A 25,391-nucleotide genomic window follows, 5' to 3' on the forward strand; every position below is an offset into this window, starting at 1 on the left:
GGTTCAGTGCGAGGCGGCGGTGAAGAGGGTGTGCATCGCGCGGCGCAGCCCGGTGATGTCGGTGACCGGTTCGGGGAAGTCGAAGCGCGCGTCGAAGCAGCGCGTCCCGGTGAAGCGCACCCGCAGCCCGAAGCGGTCCAGGGCCAGCGGGACGGCGCGGGCCGGGGTGCCGTCCGCCTCCGCGATGGCCGCCGAGCGCTCCCCGAGCAGCGCGCACAGCTCCTGCACCTGCTCGCTGTGGGCGGAGTGCAGATGCTGGAGCAGTTCGGTCTCGTGCGCGACCAGCGGATCGGCGTCCGCGTGGGCGAAGGCGTCGGCGTCGACGGGGGAGGCGCCCCACAGGTCGTCCACGTACAGCTCGCCCGGCTCCAGCCGGACCATCATGGAGCCGGGGCCGGCGAGCCCGGGGGCGCGGGTCAGCCAGCCGGAGACCCAGGCGCGGCCGCGGATGCGGTGGGGTACGGAGACGGGCGCCACGTCCGTGATCTCCAGCACGGCCGGCAGCTCGTCGGCCTGGGCGTGGGTGGCGGCCCGGACGACGGGGGAGTCGGCGGGGAAGAGCAGCAGGATCTCGCCGTCCGGCCCCACCGAGCGGGACCGCGGGGAGAGCTGTTCCGGACGGGCCGCGTCCATGCCCGGGACGAGCAGTACGGCCGAGCATGTACTCTGTACGAGAGTTCGTGTGCGATCGGCTGCTGACGGCATCCGTTCGATTTCAAGTCCGCTGGGACGCGGCTGACCATGAGCTGATCGGACCTCCGTCACCTCGACGCCCCGCTGAGCGGCGTCGGTGTTCTCTGTGCTGTCCGTGATGCGTGTGGTGTTCCCCGGGCGTGACATGCGATCTCCTTGAGTAAGGTGAGCCTAACCTAACCTACAACGGAGGTCTGGAGAACGTGCCTAACCAGTCGCGTCCCAAGGTCAAGAAGTCCCGTGCGCTCGGTATCGCGCTGACGCCGAAGGCTGTCAAGTACTTCGAGGCCCGCCCCTACCCGCCGGGCGAGCACGGCCGTGGCCGCAAGCAGAACTCGGACTACAAGGTCCGTCTGCTGGAGAAGCAGCGGCTGCGTGCGCAGTACGACATCAGCGAGCGCCAGATGGTCCGCGCCTACGACCGCGCCCGCAAGGCCGAGGGCAAGACCGGCGAGGCCCTGGTCATCGAGCTGGAGCGTCGTCTGGACGCCCTGGTGCTGCGTTCGGGCATCGCCCGCACCATCTACCAGGCCCGTCAGATGGTCGTCCACGGCCACATCGAGGTCAACGGCGGCAAGGTCGACAAGCCGTCGTTCCGCGTCCGTCCCGACGACGTCGTGATGGTCCGCGAGCGCTCGCGCGCCAAGAGCCTGTTCCAGGTCGCCCGCGAGGGTGGCTTCGCCGCCGACGGCGAGACCCCCCGCTACCTCCAGGTGAACCTGAAGGCCCTGGCCTTCCGCCTGGACCGCGACCCGCAGCGCAAGGAAGTCCCGGTCATCTGCGACGAGCAGCTGGTCGTCGAGTACTACGCCCGCTGATCCACCGCGCCCGCTGATCCGGGCGCGGCACGACCGCGCGCATCGGCCCGCCGCTCCCCGGGGAGCGGCGGGCTTTCGCGTTCCCGCGCCCGTCCGCGGATCCGTCCCGGGGATCCCCTCTTTTTCCGTTTCGGGACGCCGTCACCGGCGCGATAGGCTCGGTGGACGCGCTGCCCGGACCACGGGAGCCTCCGGCCGGCCACGCCCCGGGCCCGGCGGGTCCTCGCAGTTCACAGTTCTTGACATTCCGAAGTTCCGAGATATCCAGCGACGACGCAGAGAGCGGTGCGGTGTGACCGGTGGAGAGGTTGCCGGAATCCTGGTGGCCGTCTTCTGGGCGATCTTGGTGTCCTTCCTGGCCGTGGTGCTGGTGAGGCTGGCCCAGACGCTCAGGGCGACCACCCGGCTCATGGCGGAGGTGACCGAGCGGGCGGTGCCGCTGCTCGCGGACGCGCAGCTCACGGTCCGCTCCGCGCAGACCCAGCTGGACCGGGTCGACGCCATCGCCACCGACGTCCAGGAGGTCACGGCCAACGCCTCCGCGCTCTCCTCCACCGTCGCCTCCACCTTCGGCGGGCCGCTCGTCAAGGTCGCCGCCTTCGGCTACGGCGTGCGCCGGGCCATGGGCCGCGCGGACGGCGACACCCCGAAGGAACGCTCCCGCACCGTGGTCACGGGCCGAACGGTGCCCCGCGCGCGCGGCCGCTGGGGCAGGAAGGGCTGACACCTATGTTCCGCCGTACCTTCTGGTTCACCGCGGGAGCGGCCGCCGGGGTCTGGGCCACCAACAAGGTCCACCGCAAGTTCCAGCAGCTCACCCCCGAGAGCCTCGCCGCCCAGGCCGCCAACAAGGCGATCGACGCGGGCCACCGGATCAAGGACTTCGCCCTGGATGTCCAGGCGGGCATGCGGCAGCGCGAGGCGGAGCTGGGTGAGGCACTCGGCACCGCATCCCCTTCCGGACCCCCCGGACCTTCCGGACTTCCCGGACCGGCCGACCCGCACGGGAGCGCCCTGCCCCCGCAGCGCGGCCGCGCCGCCCTCGGGTCCACCCCGGGCCCCCGGGCCCGCCAGGGACACAGCACGCACATCCACCCCCACTCGTACAACCGGAATGAGGACCACTGATGGAGTCGGCTGAGATCCGCCGCCGCTGGCTGAGCTTCTTCGAGGAGCGCGGACACACCGTCGTCCCGTCGGCGTCGCTGATCGCGGACGACCCGACGCTGCTGCTGATCAACGCGGGCATGGTGCCGTTCAAGCCGTACTTCCTCGGTGAGACCAAGCCGCCGTTCGCGCGCGCCACCAGCGTGCAGAAGTGCGTCCGCACCCCGGACATCGAAGAGGTCGGCAAGACCACCCGCCACGGCACCTTCTTCCAGATGTGCGGCAACTTCTCCTTCGGCGACTACTTCAAGGAAGGGGCCATCAAGCTCTCCTGGGAGCTGCTGACCTCCTCCGTCGAGGACGGCGGCTACGGCCTCGACCCCGAGCGCCTGTGGATCACCGTCTACCAGGACGACGACGAGGCCGAGCAGATCTGGCGCGATGTCGTCGGTGTCCCCGCCGAGCGCATCCAGCGCCTCGGCAAGAAGGACAACTTCTGGTCGATGGGCGTCCCCGGCCCCTGCGGACCCTGCTCCGAGATCAACTACGACCGCGGCCCGGAGTTCGGCGTCGAGGGCGGCCCCGCCGTCAACGACGAGCGGTACGTGGAGATCTGGAACCTGGTCTTCATGCAGTACGAGCGCGGGGCCGGCGAGGGCAAGGAGGACTTCCCGATCCTCGGCGACCTGCCCTCCAAGAACATCGACACCGGTCTCGGCCTGGAACGTCTCGCGATGATCCTCCAGGGCGTGCGGAACATGTACGAGACCGACACCCTCCGGGTCGTCATGGAGAAGGCCACCGAGCTGACCGGCGTGCGCTACGGCGCCGACCACGGCTCCGACGTCTCCCTGCGCGTGGTCGCCGACCACATCCGCACCTCCGTGATGCTCATCGGCGACGGCGTCACCCCCGGCAACGAGGGCCGCGGCTATGTGCTGCGCCGCATCATGCGCCGCGCCATCCGCAACATGCGCCTCATGGGCGCCACCGGCCCGGTCGTCGCCGCCCTGGTCGACGTGGTCGTGCGGACCATGGGCGAGCAGTACCCGGAGCTGGTCACCGACCGCACCCGGATCGAGGCCGTGGCCCTCGCCGAGGAGGCCCGTTTCCTCAAGACCCTCAACGCCGGCACCAATGTGCTGGACGGCGCCATCACCGAGGCCAAGTCCGCCGGCACCGCCGTCCTCGCCGGCGACAAGGCGTTCCTGCTCCACGACACCTGGGGCTTCCCGATCGACCTCACCCTGGAGATCGCCGCCGAGCAGGGGCTGAGCGTCGACGAGGACGGCTTCCGCCGCCTCATGAAGGAGCAGCGCGCCAAGGCCAAGGCCGACGCCAAGGCCAAGAAGACCGGCCACGCCGACCTCTCCGCCTACCGTGAGGTCGCCGACTCGGCCGGCGCCACCGAGTTCACCGGCTACCACGCCCTGGAGGGCGAGTCCACGATCGTCGGCCTGCTGGTCGACGGCGTCCCCTCGCCCGCCGCCTCCGAGGGCGACGAGATCGAGGTCGTCCTCGACCGCACCCCGTTCTACGCCGAGGGCGGCGGCCAGCTCGCCGACCAGGGCCGGATCCGGCTGGACTCCGGCGCGGTGATCGAGGTCCGCGATGTGCAGCAGCCCGTCCCCGGCGTCTCCGTCCACAAGGGATCGGTGCAGGTCGGCGAGGTGACCGTGGGCGCCAGCGCCTACGCCGCCATCGATGTGCGCCGCCGCCGGGCCATCGCCCGCGCCCACAGCGCCACCCACCTCACCCACCAGGCGCTGCGCGACGCCCTGGGTCCGACGGCCGCCCAGGCCGGTTCGGAGAACTCCCCGGGCCGCTTCCGCTTCGACTTCGGTGCCCCCTCCGCCGTACCCGGCACGGTCCTCACCGACGTCGAGCAGCGGATCAACGAGGTCCTCTCCCGGGAGCTGGACGTCCAGGCCGAGGTCATGAGCCTGGACGAGGCCAAGAAGCAGGGCGCCATCGCCGAGTTCGGCGAGAAGTACGGCGAGCGGGTCCGCGTCGTCACCATCGGTGACTTCTCCAAGGAGCTGTGCGGCGGCACCCATGTGGGCAACACCGCCCAGCTCGGCCTGGTCAAGCTGCTCGGCGAGTCCTCCATCGGCTCCGGTGTGCGCCGGATCGAGGCCCTGGTCGGCGTCGACGCGTACAACTTCCTCGCCAAGGAGCACACGGTCGTCGCCCAGCTCCAGGAGCTGGTCAAGGGCCGTCCCGAGGAGCTGCCCGAGAAGATCTCCGGCATGCTGGCGAAGCTGAAGGACGCCGAGAAGGAGATCGAGAAGTTCCGCGCCGAGAAGGTGCTCCAGGCCGCCGCCGGGCTCGCCCAGGGCGCCCAGGACATCCGGGGCACCGCCCTCGTCACCGGCCGGGTCCAGGACGGCACCGGCGCCGACGACCTGCGCAAGCTGGTGCTGGACGTCCGGGGCCGCATCCCCGGCGACCGGCCCGCCGTCGTCGCCCTCTTCACCGTGGCGAACGGGCGTCCGCTCACCGTCATCGCCACCAACGAGGCCGCGCGCGAGCGCGGGCTCAAGGCCGGTGACCTGGTGCGCACCGCCGCCAAGACCCTCGGTGGCGGAGGCGGCGGCAAGCCGGACGTCGCCCAGGGCGGCGGCCAGGACCCGGACGCCGTCGACGACGCCGTCGCCGCTGTCGAGCGTCTGGTGGCCGAGGTCTCATGAGGCGCGGACGCCGACTCGCCCTCGATGTGGGGGACGCCCGGATCGGGGTCGCGTCCTGCGACCCCGACGGGCTCCTCGCGACGCCGGTGGAGACCGTGCCGGGACGCGATGTCCCGGCCGCCCACCGGCGGGTGCGCCAGCTGGTCGAGGAGTACGAGCCCATCGAGGTCGTCGTCGGCCTGCCCCGCTCGCTCAGCGGCAAGGAGGGGCCGGCCGCGACAAAGGTCCGGGCCTTCGCCGGGGAGCTGGCGAAGGGCATCCGGCCGGTGCCGGTGCGGTTGATGGACGAGAGGATGACCACAGTAACGGCGACCCAGGGCCTGCGGGCCTCGGGTGTGAAGTCCAAAAAGGGCCGCTCTGTCATCGACCAGGCTGCCGCTGTGGTGATCCTTCAGAACGCTCTGGAGTCCGAACGGGCGGCAGGCTCACCCCCCGGCGAGTCCGTCGAAGTGGTTGTCTGATCGCGATACGGTAACGTTCCGCGCGATGCGGCGCTTTTCGAGCAGCCGCTGCTCAACGTAGAGGCGGGCCGGTCCGGACCCTCTCGTGGCTGTTTGGGGAACCATGACTGAATATGGACGGGGTCCGGACTCGGGGCCGTGGCCTCCGGAGGATCCGCTGTTCGGGAATCCGGACTGGGCGGCGGCCCAGGGCCCCGAAGGTCAGGCCCACCAGGGTCAGCACGGCCACCCCGGGCAGCACGGCCAGCACGGTCACCCCGAGCAGCACGGCCACCAGGGTCAGCACGGCCACCCCGGGCAGCAGCCCTACGCCCAGCAGCCGTACGCGGGCGCGCCGGACGCGTACCAGCAGCAGTACGCGCAGGCACAGCAGCAGTACCCGGCGGACGCGCAGCAGTACGCCCCGCAGCAGGGGCAGCCGTACCCGGTGGATCCCCAGCACGTCCAGCACCAGCAGCCCGCCCCGCCGTACGAAGGGCAGGGCGGGCAGCCGGGGCAGGACCCCCACCACCAGGGCGTCGCGGGGTACGCGGAGCAGCAGGCGTACCCCGCCCCCCAGCAGCAGCCGTACGGCGAGCAGCAGTACATCGGGGGCTGGGACGCCGGGCAGCAGACGGCCCTCTCCTACGACCCGGCCCAGGCCGCGGCCGCGCCGGGCGACCCGTACGGCGGGCAGGCGCCCGACCCGTACACGACGCCGGACGCCTATCCGCCGCCGGAGCCCCCGGGCCGCCGCACCGGGCGCGGAGCCGACGGCGGTGACGGCACGGACACCACCGGCACGGCCGCGGAGGCGGTGCCGGACGAGCCGCCCACCGGCGGCGGCGGTGACGACGGACCGGACGAGGAGCCGCGGACCGCCGGCTCCCGGCGGGACGGGCGCGGCGGCGGCCGTTCCCGCAAGCCCCCCGCCAAGCAGAAGCAGAAGAAGAGCCGCAACGGAGTGGCCTGCCTGGTCGTCGCCGTGGTGCTGGCCGGCGGCGTCGGCGGCGTGGGCTACTTCGGCTACCAGTTCTGGCAGGGCCGCTTCGGCCCCGCGCCCGACTACAGCGGCGCGGGCACCGGCACCATCCAGGTCGAGGTCCCCCAGGGCGCCGTCGGCAGCGAGATCGGCCGGATCCTCAAGAAGGCCGGTGTGGTCAAGAGCGTCGACGCCTTCGTCTCCGCCCAGAGCAACAACCCCGACGGGCAGGTCCAGGCCGGGGTCTACACCCTCAAGAAGCAGATGTCCGGGGTCGCGGCCCTCACGGCCATGCTCGACCCGAAGAGCCGCAACGCCCTGATCATCCCCGAGGGCAGGCGCAACGCCTGGGTCTACGAGCAGATCGACAAGCGGCTCGAACTGGACGCCGGTACCACCAGGAAGGTCGCCAAGGAGAAGGTGAACACGCTCGGGCTGCCCGCCTGGGCCAAGGGCCGCCCGAACCTCATCGACCCGCTGGAGGGCTTCCTCTTCCCCGCCAGCTACCCCGTCGCCAAGGGCACCGCACCGGAGAAGGTGCTCAAGTCCATGGTGACCCGGGCCGTGACCGAGTACGAGCGGGTCGACCTGGCCGCCGAGGCCCGCAGGCTGAAGCTGGACGGGCCCTGGCAGCTCATCACCGTCGCCAGCATGGTGCAGGCCGAGGGTAAGACCGAGGACGACTTCCGCAAGATGTCCGAGGTCGTCTACAACCGCCTCAAGCCCGACAACGTCGAGTCCTACGGGCGGATCGAATTCGACTCGGCCTACAACTACCTCAAGGGCAAGAGCGAGATCAGGATCAGCCTGGAGAAGATCCGCAACGATCCCCATGTGTACAACACGTACTACCACAAGGGCCTGCCCCCGGGGCCGATCGGCAACCCCGGCATGGAGGCGCTGGAAGCCGCGATCAAACCGACGAACGACGGCTGGATCTACTTCGTGGCCACGGACGGCATGAACAAGACCGAGTTCGCCAGGGACCTCGACTCGTTCAACAGACTGGTGGAGAAGTTCAATGAGTCGGGTGTCGAATGAGCCCGGGACCCCGGAGGCCGGACCCCATATGCGCGAGGTGTCCGCGATGAGCGTCCCCGCGCCCGCCGTGGCGGCGTGCCGCGCCGCCGTGCTCGGCTCGCCCATCGCGCACTCGCTCTCCCCGGTGCTGCACCGCGCCGCCTACGCGGCACTCGGCCTCGACGACTGGTCGTACGGCCGGCACGAGATCACCGAGGAGACCCTGCCCGCGTTCCTGGCCGGGCTCGGCCCCGCCTGGGCCGGGCTGTCGCTGACCATGCCGCTCAAGCGGGCGATCATCCCCCTGCTGGACACGATCAGTGACACGGCGGCCTCCGTCGAGGCCGTCAACACCGTCGTCATCGCCCCCGACGGGCGCAGGTTCGGCGACAACACCGACATCCCGGGCATGATCGCGGCCCTCGCCGAGCGGGGGGTCGACAAGGTCTCCTCCGCCGCCGTGCTGGGGGCCGGAGCCACCGCGTCCTCCGCGCTCGCCGCCCTCTCCCGGATCTGCTCGGGCCCCGTCACCGCCTATGTCCGCAGCGACGCCCGCGCGGCCGAGATGCGCGAGTGGGGCGCCCGCCTCGGTGTCGACGTGCACACCGCCGACTGGGCGGACGCCGCCCGGGGGCTGAGCGCGCCGCTGGTGATCGCCACCACCCCCGCCGGTGCCACCGACGCGCTCGCGGCCGCCGTGCCCGAGCGCCCCGGGACCCTCTTCGACGTCCTCTACGACCCCTGGCCCACCCCGCTGGCTGCGGCCTGGTCCGGAGGCGGCGGCGCCGTCGTCGGCGGGCTCGACCTCCTCGTCCACCAGGCGGTGCTCCAGGTCGAGCTGATGACGGGCCGGGCGCCGGGCCCGCTCGACGCGATGCGCCGGGCGGGCGAGCGGGCGATCACCGCGCGATAGCCCCCTGCGACGTACCCGGAAGATCCCCGCGACGGACCCGGGAGATCCCGGCGAAGGACTCGTGCGGGGGCGGATCCGGCCCGCGCGCGGCGTCCGTCTGCTGGACCTGGCCCCGGGGCACACCGCCGGACGTGGGAGGATCGAGGGAAGGCGGGCCCCAGCCACGCACCCGGGCCCCGCCACCGCAGGTCCAGGAGCGAGCAGAGGAGCACCGTTGAGCAGGTTGCGTTGGCTGACGGCGGGGGAGTCCCACGGCCCCGCACTCGTGGCCACACTGGAGGGGCTGCCCGCCGGTGTACCCGTCACCACCGAGCTGGTGGCGGACCACCTGGCCCGGCGCCGGCTCGGCTACGGACGCGGTGCCCGGATGAAGTTCGAACGCGACGAGGTCACCTTCCTCGGCGGCGTGCGCCACGGCCTGACCATGGGCTCCCCGGTGGCCGTGATGATCGGCAACACCGAGTGGCCCAAGTGGGAGCAGGTCATGGCGGCCGACCCCGTCGACGCCGACGAGCTGGCCGCGCTCGCCCGTAACGCGCCGCTGACCCGGCCCCGGCCCGGCCACGCCGACCTCGCCGGCATGCAGAAGTACTCCCTCGACGAGGCCCGCCCGATCCTGGAGCGCGCCTCCGCCCGGGAGACCGCGGCCCGGGTCGCCCTCGGCGCGATCGCCCGCTCCTACCTCAAGGAGACCGCCGGGATCGAGATCGTCTCCCACGTGGTCGAGCTGGCCGCCGCGAAGGCCCCGTACGGGAAGCTGCCCACCCCCGGCGACGTCGCCCGGCTGGACGAGGACCCGGTGCGCTGCCTCGACGCCGACGCGTCGAAGGCGATGGTCGCGGAGATCGACCAGGCCCACAAGGACGGCGACACCCTCGGCGGCGTGGTCGAGGTGCTCGCGTACGGCGTCCCCGTCGGCCTCGGCTCGCACGTCCACTGGGACCGGCGGCTCGACGCCCGGCTCGCCGCCGCCCTGATGGGCATCCAGGCGATCAAGGGCGTCGAGGTCGGCGACGGCTTCGACCTGGCCCGGGTCCCCGGCTCGCAGGCCCACGACGAGATCGTGCCCACCCCCGAGGGCATCCGCCGCAGCACCGGCCGGTCCGGCGGCACCGAGGGCGGCATGTCCACCGGTGAACTGCTGCGCGTCCGCGCCGCGATGAAGCCGATCGCGACCGTGCCCCGGGCGCTGGCCACCGTCGACATCACCACCGGCGAGCCCGCCGCCGCCCACCACCAGCGCTCCGATGTCTGCGCCGTCCCCGCGGCCGGCATCGTGGCCGAGGCGATGGTCGCGCTGGTGCTCGCGGACGCGGTGGCCGAGAAGTTCGGCGGCGACAACGTGACGGAGACCCGTCGCAATGTCACGTCGTACCTCGACCACCTCCAGATCCGGTGAGCGGTCCACTGACCGGCCCGCCGGCCTGCCCCCTGGTCGTCCTGGTCGGGCCCATGGGCTCCGGCAAGTCGACCGTCGGCGAACTCCTCGCGGGGCGCCTCGGCGTGCCCTACCGGGACACCGACGCCGACATCGTCGCCGCCGAGGGCCGCGAGATCTCGGAGATCTTCGTCAGCGACGGCGAGGACCGCTTCCGCGAGCTGGAGCGCGCCGCTGTCCGGGCGGCCGTCACCGGCCACGGCGGGGTCCTCTCCCTCGGCGGCGGCGCGATCCTGGACGAGTCCACGCGCGCCCTGCTGAGCGGGCTGCCCGTCGTCTACCTCTCCCTGGAGGTGGACGAGGCCGTCCGGCGCACCGGGCTCAACCAGGCCCGGCCGCTGCTCGCGGTCAACCCGCGCCGCCAGTGGCGCGAGCTGATGGACGCCCGCCGGCATCTCTACACCGAGGTGGCCCGCGCCGTCGTGGCCACCGACGAACGCACCCCCGACGAGGTCGCCGACGCGATCCTCGACGCTTTGGAACTGAGGGACGAATGACGGAGCAGTCAGTGACCCGTATCCAGGTCGCGGGCTCGGAAGGCACCGCGCCGTACGAGGTGCTGGTCGGCCGGCAGCTCCTCGGCGAGCTGCGCGGGCTGATCGGCGACACCGCGCAGAGGGTGGCCGTGATCCACCCCGAGGCGCTGGCCGGCACCGGCGAGGCGATCCGCGAGGACCTGGCGGGCCAGGGCTACGAGGCCATCGCCGTCCAGGTGCCCAACGCGGAGGAGGCCAAGACCGCCGAGGTCGCCGCCTACTGTTGGAAGGCGCTCGGACAGACCGGCTTCACCCGCACGGACGTCATCGTCGGCGTCGGCGGCGGGGCCACCACCGACCTCGCGGGCTTCGTCGCGGCCACCTGGCTGCGCGGCGTCCGCTGGATCGCGGTCCCCACCACCGTCCTCGGCATGGTCGACGCGGCCGTCGGCGGCAAGACCGGGATCAACACCGCCGAGGGCAAGAACCTCGTCGGAGCCTTCCACCCGCCCGCCGGGGTCCTGGCCGACCTGGCCGCCCTGGACTCCCTGCCGGTCCACGACTACGTGTCCGGCCTGGCCGAGGTGATCAAGGCCGGTTTCATCGCCGACCCCGTCATCCTCGACCTGGTGGAGGCCGACCCCGCGGCCGCCCGCACCCCCACCGGCAAGCACACCGCCGAACTGATCGAGCGCTCCATCCGGGTCAAGGCCGACGTCGTCTCCGGCGACCTCAAGGAGTCCGGCCGCCGCGAGATCCTCAACTACGGCCACACCCTCGCGCACGCCATCGAGAAGAACGAGCGCTACAAGTGGCGGCACGGGGCGGCGGTCTCCGTCGGCATGGTCTTCGCCGCCGAACTGGGCCGGCTCGCCGGCCGCCTGGACGACGCCACCGCCGACCGGCACAGCGCCGTCCTGGCCTCGGTCGGACTGCCGCTGACCTACCGGGGCGACCAGTGGCCCCGCCTCCTGGAGACCATGAGGGTCGACAAGAAGTCGCGGGGGAACCTGCTGCGCTTCATCGTCCTCGACGGCCTGGCCCGGCCCGTCGTCCTGGAGGGCCCCGACCCGGCGGTGCTGCTCGCCGCGTACGGGGAGGTCTCGGCATGACCCGGCGCGTCCTGGTGCTGAACGGCCCCAACCTGGGCCGGCTCGGCTCCCGGGAGCCCGACGTCTACGGCGCCACCTCCTACGCCGGCCTGGTGGAGACCTGCCAGGCGCTCGGCCGGGAGCTGGGCTTCGAGGTCGAGGTCCGGGAGACCAACGACGAGGGCGAGCTGATCCGCTGGCTGCACGAGGCCGCGGACGGCTCGATCCCGGTGGTGCTCAACCCTGGGGCGTTCACCCACTACTCGTACGGGATGCGCGACGCGGCCGCCCAGCGCACCGCGCCGCTGATCGAGGTGCACATCTCCAACCCGTACGCCCGGGAGACCTTCCGGCACACCTCCGTGGTGGCCGCCGTCGCCAGCGCCACCATCGCGGGCTTCGGCGTCGGCTCCTACCGTCTGGCGCTGCGGGCGCTCGCCGAGGAACTGTCCGCGTAACGCCTGGCGTGCGTACGTCGGCACGCTCCTCCGGGCCCTGCGGCCCGGGGGAGTACCCCCAGCGCAGGGACTCGCCCCCCGGGGCGGGTGGACCGGGCGGTGAAGCGCCACCCTCCTGGCCGGCGATCGGCCCGCTCGGCCTGGGGGCCTGGGGGGGACCTCACCCCCTGTCCGCCGGGTCCTGGGAGGACTCCACCTCTGGGTATCCGGCGGGCTTGGGGCGGCCCCGGCCTTCGTCCGCCGGGGGCCTGGGGAGACCTCACCTCTCGGCCACCGGCAGGCCTGGGAGACCCATCCCTGGGCCACCGGCAGGCTTGGGGGATTCCACCTCCTCGGCCGCCGGGGGTCTGGGGAGACCTCACCCTTGGGCAACCAGTGGGCTTGGGGCGGCCCCGGCCCTCGTCCGCCGGGGTGCCGGGAGGCCCGCCTCTCGGCCACCGGCAGGCTCAGGGGGATTCCGCCCCCTGGTCCACCGGCGGGCCTGGGGGGACTCCACCCCCTTCCTCCGCCGGGGCCTCGCGGAGACCTCACCCCTGGGCCACCGGCGGGCTTGGGGAGGTCCCGCCCCTCGGCCGCCGGGGCGTCGGGGGCACGCCTCTGGCCACCGGTGGGCCCAGGCCCGGGGCGCCCCCCGGCACCAGACCTGCTCCCCGATCCGGACCGATCCGCCGGACAGGCCCCTGACCCGGGTGCCGCCCGCCGGGGAACCGCCCGCCCGGCGCGGGCACCCGGGGCCGTGCCCGCCCGTTCCCCTGGGGAGGGCGGGATACGCGCCCCGGGCCCGCGGGGTAGCGTTCGCCCGGGGCGGGGCCGGAGCGCCGCCCGCACAGCCGGAGTCGTACGAGACGAAAGTGGCACGGGATGCAGCACTCCGTGGGGGCCCAGCCGCCACCGCCCCAGGGGCCGGGAGCGAGCTGGACGGACTGGTCGTCGGTGCCGCCGCCGCACATGCCGCCGCCCGGACCGTGTGCCGAGTCCGCAGGACCGCACTCCGGGGCGCCGGGGGGAGCACCACCGCACATGGCGCCGCCCGGGGCCACCGGCGCCGTGCCGCTGCCGCCGGGCGGGCCCGTACCCGCGCCGGGGCCGCATCCGCCCGGCACCGGGACCGTCCCGCTCGCGGTGCTGCTCATCGGCCCGGCGGGGGCCGGCAAGACCACCGCCGCCCGCCACTGGGCCGCCCGCCGCGCCGCCCCCACCGCGCACATCAGCCTGGACGACGTCCGCGAATGGGTCCGCTCCGGCTTCGCCGACCCGCAGACCGGGTGGAACGAGCACTCCGAGACCCAGTACCGCCTCGCCCGCCGCACCTGCGGCTTCGCCGCGCGCAACTTCCTCGCCAACGGGATCTCCTGCATCATCGACGACGCCGTCTTCCCGGACTGGCCCGTCGTCGGCCTCGGCGGCTGGAAGCGCCATGTCGGCCCCGGGCTGCTCCCCGTGGTGCTCCTGCCCGGCCTGGAGGCCGTCCTGGAGCGCAACGCCCGGCGCGGCGGCAACCGCCGTCTCTCCGACGAGGAGGTCGCGTCCATCCACGGCCGGATGGCGGGCTGGTACGGCTCCGGCCTGCCGATCATCGACAACTCCCGGCACGACGTGGAGACCACCGCGCGCGCCCTGGACGAGGCACTGGCCCGCTCGCTCGCCGGCCCGCCGCACGGAGCCCCGGGCCGCTGACGCCCGCCGCCGGCGCCCGGCCGCTCACCCGATCGGCCCCCCGGCGCCGGGCGCGTCCCACCGGCGCCGGCCGCCCGTACCGCCGGGCGGCCGCTCACCGGCCCGGCCCGATCCACCGGACGGGCCCCGACCCCGGTCGGACGCTCCGGCGGGCCGTACCGGGGCGTCGCTCGTACGCTCGGGGCATGTCTGAGGTGTATGGGGTCCGCCGCGATCGCCTGCGTGAGCGGTGCGCGGCCGCCGGCACCGCCGGAGCCCTCGTCTCCCGGCCCGCCAATGTGCGCTACCTCGCCGGCGGCGCACCCCCCGGAGCGGTGCTCCTGCTCGGCCCCGGCGGGGACGTGCTGCTCTGCCCCCGGGAGCCCACCGGCGACAGCCGCGAGGGCCGCCCCGACGAACGGCTGCGGCTGACCGTGCTGCCCTCGGCCGCCGGTGACCCCGCCGTCGCCGCCGCCGATCTCGCGGGGGCCGCCGGGGGCCCCGCGCTCGCCGTCGAGGAGCACCATCTGACCGTCGCCCGGCACCGCGCGATCGGCTCCGTCGCGCCCCGGCTGCGCCTCGCGGACCTCGGGCTCGCGGTCGAGCAGCTGCGCGTGGTCAAGGACGAGGAGGAGATCGCCTGTCTGCGGATCGCCGCCGAGATCACCGACCAGGCCCTCGGCGAGCTGCTGGAGTCGATCCTCGTCGGCAGGACCGAGCGGCATCTCGCCCTGGAGCTGGAACGACGGCTCATCGACCACGGCGCGGACGGCCCCGCCTTCCCGACCTCGGTGGCCACCGGACCGAACTCCGGCCGCCGGGGGCACCACCCCACCGACCGCCGGGTCGAGGAAGGCGACTTTCTCTCGGTCTGCGTCGGCGCCGACTACCGGGGCTACCGGTGCGAGATCGGCCGCACCTTCGTCATCGGCACCTCCCCGGCCCCGTGGCAGATCGAGCTGTACGATCTGGTCTTCGCAGCCCAGAGGGCTGCCCGGGAGGCTCTGGTACCGGGTGCCGCGTGCCGGGACGTGGACCGTGCGGCACGCCAGATCCTGGACGCGGCGGGCCATGGAGAGGGCCTCGCGCCCCTCACCGGACACGGTGTCGGTCTGGAAATCGGCGAGGACCCGCAGTTGGCTCCGGCCGCCATGGGTAAACTGGACGCTTGCGTGCCGGTCACCGTCGAACCGGGAGTACACCTCCCGGGCCGGGGCGGCGTCCGGATCGATGACACGCTCGTCGTACGCCAGGAGGCGGACGGCGGCCCCGAGCTACTCACCATCACGACCAAGGAACTGCTCGCGCTCTAGGGCGCGGGCGCCGCGTCCCGGGTCGTCCACCAGCGTCAGTCCAGGAGATTCCGCAACCGTGGCTTCCACGAACGACCTCAAGAACGGCATGGTGCTCAAGCTCGACAACGACCAGCTGTGGTCCGTCGTCGAGTTCCAGCACGTCAAGCCCGGCAAGGGCCCGGCCTTCGTGCGCACCAAGCTGAAGAACGTGCTGTCCGGCAAGACCGTCGACAAGACGTTCAACGCCGGCGTGAAGGTCGAGACGGCCACCGTCGACCGCCGCGACATGCAGTTCTCGTACATGGACGGCGACTACTTCGTCTTCATGGACATGCAGACCTACGACCAGCTGCACGTCGCCCGTGCCGCCGTCGGCGACGCCGCGAACTTCCTGATCGAGGGCTTCACCGCCACCGTGGCGACCCACGAGGGCGAGGTGCTCTACGTGGAGCTGCCGGCCGCCGTCGAGCTGGTCATCGCGGAGACCGAGCCGGGCGTCCAGGGCGACCGCTCCACCGGCGGCACCAAGCCCGCCAAGCTGGAGACCGGCTACACCGTGCAGGTCCCGCTCTTCATCACCACCGGTGAGAAGATCAAGGTCGACACCCGCTCCGGCGACTACCTCAGCCGGGTGAACAGCTAACCGTGGCCGCCCGTAACAAGGCCCGTAAGCGTGCCTTCCAGATCCTCTTCGAGGCCGATCAGCGCGGGGTCTCCGTGCAGACCGTCCTCGCCGACTGGATCCGCCACTCACGGACCGACACCCGCCAGCCTCCCGTCACCGAGTTCACGATGGAGCTGGTCGAGGGATACGCGCAGTACGCGAACCGCATCGACGAGCTGATCGCCACCTACGCGGAGGGCTGGGAGCTGGACCGGATGCCGGTCGTCGACCGGAACATCCTGCGTCTTGGCACCTATGAGCTGGTGTGGGTGGACGGGACGCCGGACGCGGTGGCCATCGACGAGGCCGTGCAGCTCGCCAAGGAGTTCTCCACCGACGACTCGCCGTCGTTCGTGAACGGCCTGCTCGGCCGCTTCAAGGAGCTGAAGCCGGGGCTGCGCCGCGAGTAGCGTGCCGCGTCCCCGCGCCCGACCGGGCCCGGAACCCCGACCGCATCGGTCGACGGCTCCGGGCCCGGTCCTTTTCCGTCCGGCGCACTCCGTCCGGCGCGACGGATCCTTTCCGTCCGGCGCATTCCGTCCGGCGGAACGCATCCGCCCCCGCGCGCCCGCAGACCGCCCGGAGGGGGCCCGGCCGCCGGGCCCGGGTCTCCCGGGTCCCGAACGCACGCCCGGGCCGTCAGAGGGCCGCGGAACGCCCCGCACCCGGCGCTCCCGCCCCGCGCGTCGCGTCCGTCGTGCCCCGCCCCGCCCGTACGGCGCCGGGCGGGCGCCGGACGGACGGGGAACGCCGAAAGGGCGGGCCCGGTGCGGGGCCCGCCCTTTCGGCGTGACGTTTCTCCTCGGACCTTCCCTCAGGACAGCGCGGTCCGTCGGGTCGGGGCGGGAGCGACGCGTGGGTGGTGCGCTCAGCTCTCCTCGTGGCTGACCGCGCGGCGCGCGTCCGCGTCGAGCACACCCCAGCTGATCAGCTGCTCGGTCAGCACCGAAGGCGACTGGTCGTAGATGACGGCCAGCGTGCGCAGATCGTCCTGGCGGATCGAGAGCACCTTGCCGTTGTAGTCACCGCGCTGCGACTGGATCGTGGCGGCGTACCGCTGGAGCGGGCCCGCCTTCTCGGCCGGCACATGGGCCAGCCGCTCCAGGTCGAGGACGAGCTTCGGCGGCGGCTCGGCGGCCCCGCCCGGAGTGGTGCCCGGCAGCAGCTCCTGCACCGGAACCCCGTAGAAATCGGCCAGCTCGGCCAGGCGCTGCACGGTCACCGCGCGGTCACCGCGCTCGTACGACCCGACCACCACGGCCTTCCAGCGGCCCTGGGACTTCTCTTCCACGCCGTGGAGGGAGAGCCCCTGCTGGGTGCGGATGGCGCGGAGCTTGGCCCCGAGCTGTTTTGCGTATTCGCTGGACATATGGCTCCCCGGACGCTGTGAGACGTGCGGTACCAGCCGCGCGGCTGGTAACTCACTGTGAGGTTACGCAGAGTTACTTGGATGCGTCAAGCCGGGTGGTCCGGACCGGTAACTTGTCATGATCAAAGCCAGGGCGGAGCCCCCGGACGGCCGCCCCGGGCGGCGCCGCCCTCTCGCCCCTGGTACGGTGATGACGCAATTCAGACGTCCTTTAAGGTCCGTCCCGTGAGGCGGAGAAGGGGGTCCTTTTCGTATGGACACGCACAGCACGCACACCACGCACAGCTCCGATGTGGCCCGCCCCGTTCTGGAGGGTCCCGACATCGCCCGGGTGCTGACCCGGATCGCCCACGAGATCGTCGAGCGCGCCAAGGGCGCCGACGACGTGGTGCTCCTCGGCATCCCGACCCGCGGGGTCTTCCTCGCCCGCCGGCTCGCCGCGAAGCTGGAGGAGATCACCGGCAGGGCCATGCCGGTCGGCTCGCTCGACATCACCATGTACCGCGACGACCTGCGACTGCGGCCCGCCCGCGCGCTGGCCCGCACCGAGATCCCCGGCGAGGGGATCGACGGCAGGCTGGTCGTCCTCGTCGACGACGTCCTCTTCTCCGGCCGCACCATCCGCGCCGCCCTCGACGCCCTCGGTGACATCGGCCGCCCCCGCGCGGTCCAGCTCGCCGTCCTGGTCGACCGGGGCCACCGCGAGCTGCCCATCCGCGCCGACTACGTGGGCAAGAACCTGCCCACCTCGCTGCGCGAGACCGTCCGGGTCCAGCTCTCCGAGGAGGACGGCCGCGACACCGTGCTGCTCGGGGTGCGCGAGAGCGCCCCGGCCGCCGGGCAGTAGCCCCCGACCCCTCCGCGAGCGCGCGCCGCCCACCGGCGGGCCGAACGCACCCGTGTGCCTCCCGGCCGTACTGGTCCGGAATATCCGCATACGCCCCACGAGCCTCCCCCGAACCCATCGGAGCCCTGCGATGATGCGCCACCTCATCTCGGCCGGCGACCTGACCCGCGACGACGCCGTCCTCATCCTCGACACCGCCGAGGAGATGGCCCGCGTCGCGGACCGGCCGATCAAGAAGCTGCCCACCCTGCGCGGCCGGACCGTCGTCAACCTCTTCTTCGAGGACTCGACCCGGACCCGGATCTCCTTCGAGGCCGCCGCCAAGCGGCTCTCCGCCGACGTCATCAACTTCTCCGCCAAGGGGTCGTCGGTCTCCAAGGGCGAGTCCCTGAAGGACACCGCCCTCACCCTGGAGGCGATGGGCGCGGACGCCGTCGTCATCCGCCACCACGCCTCCGGCGCCCCCTACCGGCTGGCCAACTCCGGCTGGATCGACGGCGCCGTGGTCAACGCCGGCGACGGCACCCACGAGCACCCCACGCAGGCCCTCCTGGACGCCTTCACCCTGCGCCGCCGGCTCGTCGGGCGGGACAGCGGCATCGGGCGCGACCTGGCCGGCCGCCGGGTCACGATCGTCGGCGACATCCTGCACAGCCGGGTCGCCCGCTCCAACGTGCTGCTGCTGCACACCCTCGGCGCCGAGGTCACCCTCGTGGCCCCGCCGACCCTGCTCCCCATCGGCGTCGACCACTGGCCCTGCCAGGTCTCCTACGACCTGGACGCGGTCCTGCCCAAGTCCGACGCCGTGATGATGCTCCGCGTCCAGCGGGAGCGGATGAACGCCGCCTTCTTCCCCACCGAGCGCGAGTACTCCCGCCGCTACGGACTCGACGGCGACCGCATGGCCAAGATGCCCGAGACCTCCGTCGTGATGCACCCCGGGCCGATGAACCGGGGCATGGAGATCACCGCAGAGGTCGCCGACTCCGACCGCTGCACGGCCGTGGAGCAGGTCGCCAACGGCGTCTCCACCCGCATGGCCGTCCTCTATCTGCTGCTCGGCGGCTACGAGCCCGCCAACCCCACCCCCGCGCGTACCCAGGAGAGCCAGTAACCATGAGCAAGATCCTTATCCGTGGCGCGCAGGTGCTCGGCGGAGCCGTCCAGGACGTCCTGATCGACGGCGGGAAGGTCGCGGAGGTGGGCACCGGCCTTGCCGCCGACGGCGCGCAGATCGTGGAGGCCGCCGGCCAGGTCCTGCTGCCCGGCCTGGTCGACCTCCACACCCATCTGCGCGAGCCCGGCCGCGAGGACTCCGAGACCGTCCTCACCGGCACCCGCGCCGCCGCCACCGGCGGCTTCACCGCCGTCCACGCCATGGCCAACACCTTCCCCGTCGCCGACACCGCCGGCGTGGTCGAGCAGGTCTACCGCCTCGGCAAGGAGTCCGGCTACTGCGACGTCCAGCCGGTCGGCGCCGTCACCGTGGGCCTGGAGGGCAAGAACCTCGCCGAGCTGGGCGCCATGCACGACTCCGCCGCCGGGGTGATGGTCTTCTCCGACGACGGCAAGTGCGTGGATGACGCCGTGATCATGCGCCGCGCCCTGGAGTACGTGAAGGCGTTCGACGGCGTGATCGCCCAGCACGCGCAGGAGCCCCGGCTCACCGAGGGCGCCCAGATGAACGAGGGCATCGTCTCCGCCGAACTGGGCCTGGGCGGCTGGCCCGCCGTCGCCGAGGAGTCGATCATCGCCCGCGATGTGCTCCTCGCCGCGCACGTCGGCTCCCGGGTGCACATCTGCCACCTCTCCACGGCCGGCTCCGTCGAGATCGTCCGCTGGGCCAAGTCCAAGGGCTGGGACGTCACCGCCGAGGTCACCCCGCACCACCTCCTCCTCACCGACGAGCTGGTCCGCAGCTACAACCCCGTCTACAAGGTGAACCCGCCGCTGCGCACCGAGGCCGACGTCATGGCCCTGCGCGAGGCCCTCGCCGACGGCACCATCGACTGCGTGGCCACCGACCACGCCCCCCACCCCCACGAGGACAAGGACTGCGAGTGGGGCGCGGCGGCCATGGGCATGGTCGGCCTGGAGACCGCGCTCTCCGTGGTCCAGGAGACGATGGTCGAGACGGGTCTGCTGGACTGGGCCGGCGTCGCCGACCGGATGTCCTTCCGCCCCGCGCGCATCGGCCGCCTGGCCGGCCACGGCCGCCCGATCGCCGTGGGCGAGCCCGCCAACCTGGTCCTGGTCGATCCGGCATACCGTGGGACCGTGGACCCCGCCCGTTTCGCCTCCCGCAGCCGCAACACCCCCTACGAGGGCCGTGAGCTGCCGGGCCGCGTCACCCACACCTTCCTGCGGGGCCGCGCCACGGTACTCGACGGGAAACTCGCGTGACATCACTCACCCACATCACCGCCGCAGCCGTCCTCGCCGAGAAGAAGTCGGCCGAGGTCACGGACTGGGGGGCCCGCATCGGCTGGGTCGTCGGCCTGCTGATCCTCATCGCCCTCGTCTGGTGGCTGATGCGCCAGGGCTGGAAGTGGCGCGGCGCCCTCCAGTCCGGGCTGCCCGAGCCGGCCGCCCTGCCGGCCGACCCCGGCACCCCCCTGCTGAGCCTGACCGGCCGCTACCACGGCTCGACCACGGCCGGGCAGTGGCTCGACCGGATCGTCGCCCACGGCCTCGGGGTCCGCAGCCGGGTCGAGCTGACCCTCACCGGCGCGGGGGTCTCGGTCGCCCGGCCCGGCGCCCGCGACTTCCTCATCCCCCGCTCCGCCCTGCGCGAGGCCCGCCTCGACAAGGGCATCGCCGGCAAGGTCCTCGCCGAGGGCGGCCTCCTGGTCCTGACCTGGGAGCACGGCGACACCCTGATCGACTCCGGTTTCCGCGCCGACGCCGCGGCCGGGCACGCCGAGTGGGTCACCACCCTGAACGCACTGATCGACACGACGGAAGGCGCACGATGACGACCTCCACCCGGGGAGCCGAACGGGTTCCCGCCGTACTCGTCCTGGAGGACGGCCGCACCTTCCGCGGCCGTGCCTACGGGGCCGTGGGGGAGACCTTCGGCGAAGCGGTGTTCAACACCGGTATGACCGGCTACCAGGAGACCCTCACCGACCCCTCCTACCACCGCCAGGTCGTGGTGATGACCGCCCCCCACATCGGCAACACGGGCGTCAACCACGAGGACGACGAGTCCCAGCGGATCTGGGTCGCCGGCTATGTCGTCCGCGACCCCTCCCGGATCCGCTCCAACTGGCGCTCGAAGCACACCCTCGACGAGGAGCTGGCCACCCAGGGCGTCGTCGGCATCAGCGGCATCGACACCCGCGCCCTCACCCGCCATCTGCGCGAGCGCGGCGCCATGCGCGTGGGCATCTTCTCCGGTGCCGCCGTCGCCGACGACAACGCCCTGCTGGAGCGGGTCCGCCGGGCCCCCGAGATGACCGGCGCGGACCTCTCCGCCGAGGTCGCCACCGCCGAGACGTACGTCGTCCCGGCGATCGGGACCAAGCGCTTCACCGTCGCCGCCCTCGACCTCGGCATCAAGGGCATGACCCCGCACCGGATGGCCGAGCGCGGCATCGAGGTGCACGTCCTGCCCGCGACCGCCACCGTGGACGACGTGTACGCGATCCAGCCGGACGGCGTCTTCCTCTCCAACGGCCCCGGCGACCCCGCCACCGCCGACCTCACCGTGGTCCGCGCCGTCCTGGAGCGCAGGACCCCGCTCTTCGGCATCTGCTTCGGCAACCAGCTCCTCGGCCGCGCCCTCGGCTTCGGCACCTACAAGCTGAAGTACGGCCACCGCGGCATCAACCAGCCGGTGCAGGACCGTTCCACCGGCAAGGTCGAGATCACGGCCCACAACCACGGGTTCGCCGTCGACGCGCCCCTCGACAAGATCTCCGACACCCCCTTCGGGCGGGCCGAGGTCTCCCACGTCTGCCTCAACGACGACGTGGTCGAGGGCCTGCGCCTGCTCGACCAGCCCGCCTTCAGCGTCCAGTACCACCCCGAAGCGGCCGCCGGCCCGCACGACGCCGCGTACCTGTTCGACCGCTTCGTCTCCCTGATGGAGGGCCAGCGTGCCTAAGCGCTCCGATATCCAGTCCGTCCTGGTCATCGGCTCCGGGCCGATCGTCATCGGCCAGGCCGCCGAGTTCGACTACTCCGGCACCCAGGCCTGCCGGGTCCTCAAGGCCGAGGGCCTGCGGGTCATCCTGGTCAACTCCAACCCGGCCACGATCATGACCGACCCGGAGATCGCCGACGCCACCTACGTCGAGCCGATCACCCCGGAGTTCGTCGAGAAGATCATCGCCAAGGAGCGCCCCGACGCGCTGCTGCCCACCCTCGGCGGCCAGACCGCCCTGAACACCGCCATCTCCCTGCACGAGGGCGGCGTTCTGGAGAGCTACGGCGTCGAGCTGATCGGCGCCAACGTCACCGCCATCCACAAGGGCGAGGACCGCGACCTCTTCAAGGGAGTCGTCGAGGAGGTCCGCCGCAAGACCGGCCACGGCGAGTCCGCCCGCTCGGTCATCTGCCACACCATGGACGAGATCCTCGCCGGCGTCGACACCCTCGGCGGCTACCCCGTCGTCGTCCGCCCCTCCTTCACCATGGGCGGCGCCGGCTCCGGCTTCGCCCACGACGAGGAGGAGCTGCGCCGCATCGCCGGCCAGGGCCTCACGCTCTCCCCGACCACCGAGGTCCTCCTGGAGGAGTCCATCCTCGGCTGGAAGGAGTACGAGCTGGAGCTGATGCGCGACCGCAACGACAACGTCGTGGTCGTCTGCTCCATCGAGAACTTCGACCCCATGGGCGTCCACACCGGCGACTCCATCACCGTCGCCCCCTCGATGACCCTCACCGACCGCGAGTACCAGCGGCTGCGTGACATCGGCATCGCCATCATCCGCGAGGTCGGCGTCGACACCGGCGGCTGCAACATCCAGTTCGCGGTCAACCCGGTCGACGGCCGGATCATCGTCATCGAGATGAACCCCCGGGTCTCCCGCTCCTCCGCGCTCGCCTCCAAGGCCACCGGCTTCCCCATCGCCAAGATCGCCGCGAAGCTCGCCGTCGGCTACACCCTGGACGAGATCCCCAACGACATCACCGAGCAGACCCCGGCCTCCTTCGAGCCGACCCTCGACTACGTCGTCGTCAAGGCCCCCCGCTTCGCCTTCGAGAAGTTCCCCTCCGCCGACTCCACCCTCACCACCACCATGAAGTCGGTCGGCGAGGCCATGGCCATCGGCCGCAACTTCACCGAGGCGCTCCAGAAGGCCCTGCGCTCCCTGGAGAAGAAGGGCAGCCAGTTCGACTTCACCGGCGACCCGGCCGCCCTCGGCGACAAGCACGACCTGCTGCGCGAGGCCGTCCGCCCCACCGACGGCCGGATCAACACCGTCATGGCCGCCATCCGCGCCGGGGCCACCCCCGACGAGGTCTTCGAGGCCACCCGGATCGACCCCTGGTTCGTCGACCAGCTCTTCCTGATCAAGGAGTACGCGGACGAGCTGGCCGCCGCCGACAAGCTCACCCCCGAACTGCTCGCCGACGCCAAGCGGCACGGCTTCTCCGACGCCCAGATCGCGGGCATCCGCGGGCTGCGCGAGGACGTCGTCCGCGAGGTCCGGCACGCGCTCGGCGTACGGCCCGTCTACAAGACCGTCGACACCTGCGCCGCCGAGTTCGCCGCCCGCACCCCGTACTTCTACTCCTCCTACGACGAGGAGACCGAGGTCGCGCCGCGCGAGAAGCCCGCCGTGATCATCCTCGGCTCCGGCCCCAACCGCATCGGCCAGGGCATCGAGTTCGACTACTCCTGCGTCCACGCCTCCTTCGCGCTCAGCGACGCCGGGTACGAGACCGTCATGGTCAACTGCAACCCGGAGACCGTCTCCACCGACTACGACACCTCCGACCGGCTCTACTTCGAGCCGCTCACCCTGGAGGACGTCCTGGAGATCGTCCACGCGGAGGCCCAGGCCGGACCCATCGCGGGCGTCGTCGTCCAGCTCGGCGGCCAGACCCCGCTGGGCCTCGCCCAGGCCCTCAAGGACAACGGCGTCCCCGTCGTCGGCACCCCCCCGGAGGCCATCCACGCCGCCGAGGACCGGGGCGCCTTCGGCCGGGTCCTCGCCGAGGCCGGCCTGCCCGCCCCCCAGCACGGCACCGCCACCACCTTCGCCGAGGCCAAGGCCATCGCCGACAAGATCGGCTACCCGGTCCTCGTCCGCCCCTCCTACGTCCTGGGCGGACGCGGCATGGAGATCGTGTACGAGGAGTCCAGGCTCCAGTCGTACATCGCCGAGTCCACCGAGATCGGCCCCGACCGGCCGGTCCTGGTCGACCGCTTCCTGGACGACGCCATCGAGATCGACGTCGACGCCCTCTACGACGGCGACGAGCTGTACCTCGGCGGCGTCATGGAACACATCGAGGAAGCCGGCATCCACTCCGGCGACTCGGCGTGCGCCCTGCCCCCCATCACCCTGGGCGGCTTCGACATCAAGCGGCTGCGCGCCTCCACCGAGGCCATCGCCCGCGGCGTCGGCGTCCGCGGCCTGATCAACATCCAGTTCGCGATGGCCGGGGACATCCTCTACGTCCTGGAGGCCAACCCGCGCGCCTCCCGCACGGTCCCCTTCACCTCCAAGGCCACGGCCGTCCCGCTGGCGAAGGCCGCCGCCCGGATCTCGCTCGGCGCCACCATCGCCGAACTGCGCGCCGAGGGCCTGCTGCCCAAGGAGGGCGACGGCGGCACCCTGCCCATGGACGCCCCCATCTCCGTCAAGGAGGCCGTCATGCCGTGGTCGCGCTTCCGCGACATCCACGGCCGCGGCGTCGACACCGTCCTCGGCCCGGAGATGCGCTCCACCGGCGAGGTCATGGGCATCGACACCGTCTTCGGCACCGCCTACGCCAAGTCGCAGGCCGGAGCCTACGGCCCGCTGCCCACCAAGGGCCGCGCCTTCATCTCCGTCGCCAACCGGGACAAGCGCTCCATGATCTTCCCGGCGCGCGAGCTGGTCGCCCACGGCTTCGAACTGCTCGCCACCTCCGGCACCGCCGAAGTGCTCAAGCGCAACGGGATCAACGCCACCGTCGTGCGCAAGCACAGCGAGGGCGAGGGCCCGAACGGTGAGCGGACCGTCGTCCAGCTGATCCACGACGGCGAGGTCGACCTCATCGTCAACACCCCGTACGGCACCGGCGGCCGCCTCGACGGCTACGACATCCGCACCGCCGCCGTCGCCCGGTCCGTCCCCTGCCTCACCACGGTCCAGGCCCTCGCCGCCGCCGTCCAGGGCATCGACGCACTCGGCCGCGGCGACGTCGGCGTCCGCTCCCTCCAGGAACACGCCCAGCGCCTCACCGCCGCACGCGACTAGGAAGACGACCCCAGGG

The 25,391-nt window shown here is 72.5% G+C and carries 23 protein-coding genes; 21 read left to right on the forward strand and 2 right to left on the reverse strand.

Features of this window, described 5'->3' with window-relative positions; genetic code table 11:
• Positions 1-3 precede the first annotated feature (3 nt).
• The gene (locus SYYSPA8_RS19005; protein ID WP_323448406.1) at positions 4-705 is read right to left on the reverse strand and encodes a DUF2470 domain-containing protein; all 702 of its coding nucleotides are present in this window, start codon (positions 703-705) and stop codon (positions 4-6) included.
• Positions 706-896: 191 nt separating this feature from the next.
• Here SYYSPA8_RS19005 and rpsD point away from each other — a divergent pair, with 191 nt between their 5' ends.
• The 15 genes from rpsD (at position 897) to nusB (ending at position 16,151) form a co-directional block, all read left to right on the forward strand.
• On the forward strand, positions 897-1,511 hold the full coding sequence (gene rpsD / locus SYYSPA8_RS19010; RefSeq protein WP_323448407.1) for a 30S ribosomal protein S4: 615 nt from the start codon (positions 897-899) through the stop codon (positions 1,509-1,511).
• A gap of 292 nt (positions 1,512-1,803) precedes the next feature.
• On the forward strand, positions 1,804-2,235 hold the full coding sequence (locus SYYSPA8_RS19015) for a DUF948 domain-containing protein (protein ID WP_323448408.1): 432 nt from the start codon (positions 1,804-1,806) through the stop codon (positions 2,233-2,235).
• A gap of 5 nt (positions 2,236-2,240) precedes the next feature.
• A complete protein-coding gene (locus tag SYYSPA8_RS19020) occupies positions 2,241-2,639 on the forward strand; it encodes a hypothetical protein (RefSeq protein ID WP_323448409.1) in 399 nt (132 codons plus the stop codon).
• Positions 2,639-5,308, forward strand: coding sequence for an alanine--tRNA ligase (gene alaS, locus SYYSPA8_RS19025; RefSeq protein ID WP_323448410.1), 2,670 nt, complete (start codon positions 2,639-2,641; stop codon positions 5,306-5,308). The genes SYYSPA8_RS19020 and alaS overlap by 1 nt, the downstream gene beginning before the upstream one ends.
• Positions 5,305-5,769: a Holliday junction resolvase RuvX gene (ruvX, locus tag SYYSPA8_RS19030; protein ID WP_323448411.1), complete on the forward strand. Its 465-nt coding sequence runs from the start codon at positions 5,305-5,307 to the stop codon at positions 5,767-5,769. Before alaS ends, ruvX begins: the two co-directional genes overlap by 4 nt.
• A gap of 103 nt (positions 5,770-5,872) precedes the next feature.
• On the forward strand, positions 5,873-7,771 hold the full coding sequence (mltG, locus tag SYYSPA8_RS19035) for an endolytic transglycosylase MltG (RefSeq protein WP_323448412.1): 1,899 nt from the start codon (positions 5,873-5,875) through the stop codon (positions 7,769-7,771).
• Between the two features lie 46 nt (positions 7,772-7,817).
• Positions 7,818-8,663: a shikimate dehydrogenase gene (locus SYYSPA8_RS19040; RefSeq protein WP_323448516.1), complete on the forward strand. Its 846-nt coding sequence runs from the start codon at positions 7,818-7,820 to the stop codon at positions 8,661-8,663.
• Between the two features lie 214 nt (positions 8,664-8,877).
• Positions 8,878-10,062, forward strand: a complete 1,185-nt coding sequence (gene aroC / locus SYYSPA8_RS19045; protein WP_323448413.1) for a chorismate synthase — start codon at positions 8,878-8,880, stop codon at positions 10,060-10,062.
• 53 nt (positions 10,063-10,115) lie between these two features.
• The gene (locus SYYSPA8_RS19050) at positions 10,116-10,598 is read left to right on the forward strand and encodes a shikimate kinase (RefSeq protein WP_323448517.1); all 483 of its coding nucleotides are present in this window, start codon (positions 10,116-10,118) and stop codon (positions 10,596-10,598) included.
• Positions 10,595-11,689: a 3-dehydroquinate synthase gene (gene aroB / locus SYYSPA8_RS19055; protein WP_323448414.1), complete on the forward strand. Its 1,095-nt coding sequence runs from the start codon at positions 10,595-10,597 to the stop codon at positions 11,687-11,689. The genes SYYSPA8_RS19050 and aroB overlap by 4 nt, the downstream gene beginning before the upstream one ends.
• The gene (gene aroQ, locus SYYSPA8_RS19060; protein ID WP_323448415.1) at positions 11,686-12,126 is read left to right on the forward strand and encodes a type II 3-dehydroquinate dehydratase; all 441 of its coding nucleotides are present in this window, start codon (positions 11,686-11,688) and stop codon (positions 12,124-12,126) included. The genes aroB and aroQ overlap by 4 nt, the downstream gene beginning before the upstream one ends.
• 861 nt (positions 12,127-12,987) lie before the next feature.
• Complete coding sequence (locus SYYSPA8_RS19065; RefSeq protein WP_323448416.1) at positions 12,988-13,803, forward strand: AAA family ATPase; 816 nt, start codon at positions 12,988-12,990, stop codon at positions 13,801-13,803.
• A 185-nt stretch (positions 13,804-13,988) separates the two neighbouring features.
• On the forward strand, positions 13,989-15,095 hold the full coding sequence (locus SYYSPA8_RS19070) for an aminopeptidase P family protein (RefSeq protein ID WP_323448417.1): 1,107 nt from the start codon (positions 13,989-13,991) through the stop codon (positions 15,093-15,095).
• A 58-nt stretch (positions 15,096-15,153) separates the two neighbouring features.
• On the forward strand, positions 15,154-15,720 hold the full coding sequence (efp, locus tag SYYSPA8_RS19075) for an elongation factor P (protein WP_323448418.1): 567 nt from the start codon (positions 15,154-15,156) through the stop codon (positions 15,718-15,720).
• Positions 15,721-15,722: 2 nt separating this feature from the next.
• On the forward strand, positions 15,723-16,151 hold the full coding sequence (nusB, locus tag SYYSPA8_RS19080) for a transcription antitermination factor NusB (RefSeq protein WP_323448419.1): 429 nt from the start codon (positions 15,723-15,725) through the stop codon (positions 16,149-16,151).
• Positions 16,152-16,609: 458 nt separating this feature from the next.
• Here nusB and bldD read toward each other — a convergent pair whose 3' ends face one another.
• Positions 16,610-17,110, reverse strand: coding sequence for a transcriptional regulator BldD (gene bldD / locus SYYSPA8_RS19085; protein WP_003956405.1), 501 nt, complete (start codon positions 17,108-17,110; stop codon positions 16,610-16,612).
• A 253-nt stretch (positions 17,111-17,363) separates the two neighbouring features.
• Here bldD and pyrR point away from each other — a divergent pair, with 253 nt between their 5' ends.
• From pyrR to carB, 6 genes are all read left to right on the forward strand, one after another.
• Positions 17,364-17,957 carry a bifunctional pyr operon transcriptional regulator/uracil phosphoribosyltransferase PyrR gene (gene pyrR / locus SYYSPA8_RS19090; protein ID WP_323448420.1) on the forward strand — a complete coding sequence of 198 codons (594 nt, stop codon included), beginning with the start codon at positions 17,364-17,366 and terminating at the stop codon, positions 17,955-17,957.
• A gap of 130 nt (positions 17,958-18,087) precedes the next feature.
• Entirely contained in the window at positions 18,088-19,071 is a 984-nt protein-coding gene (locus tag SYYSPA8_RS19095; protein ID WP_323448421.1) for an aspartate carbamoyltransferase catalytic subunit, read from the forward strand.
• Between the two features lie 2 nt (positions 19,072-19,073).
• On the forward strand, positions 19,074-20,360 hold the full coding sequence (locus SYYSPA8_RS19100; protein ID WP_323448422.1) for a dihydroorotase: 1,287 nt from the start codon (positions 19,074-19,076) through the stop codon (positions 20,358-20,360).
• On the forward strand, positions 20,357-20,932 hold the full coding sequence (locus tag SYYSPA8_RS19105; protein ID WP_323448423.1) for a PH-like domain-containing protein: 576 nt from the start codon (positions 20,357-20,359) through the stop codon (positions 20,930-20,932). The genes SYYSPA8_RS19100 and SYYSPA8_RS19105 overlap by 4 nt, the downstream gene beginning before the upstream one ends.
• The gene (gene carA / locus SYYSPA8_RS19110; protein ID WP_323448424.1) at positions 20,929-22,065 is read left to right on the forward strand and encodes a glutamine-hydrolyzing carbamoyl-phosphate synthase small subunit; all 1,137 of its coding nucleotides are present in this window, start codon (positions 20,929-20,931) and stop codon (positions 22,063-22,065) included. Before SYYSPA8_RS19105 ends, carA begins: the two co-directional genes overlap by 4 nt.
• Positions 22,058-25,375: a carbamoyl-phosphate synthase large subunit gene (gene carB, locus SYYSPA8_RS19115; RefSeq protein WP_323448425.1), complete on the forward strand. Its 3,318-nt coding sequence runs from the start codon at positions 22,058-22,060 to the stop codon at positions 25,373-25,375. The genes carA and carB overlap by 8 nt, the downstream gene beginning before the upstream one ends.
• Positions 25,376-25,391: the final 16 nt, after the last annotated feature.

Source organism: Streptomyces yaizuensis, assembly GCF_034961445.1.
GTDB classification, from domain to species: Bacteria; Actinomycetota; Actinomycetes; order Streptomycetales; family Streptomycetaceae; genus Streptomyces; species Streptomyces yaizuensis.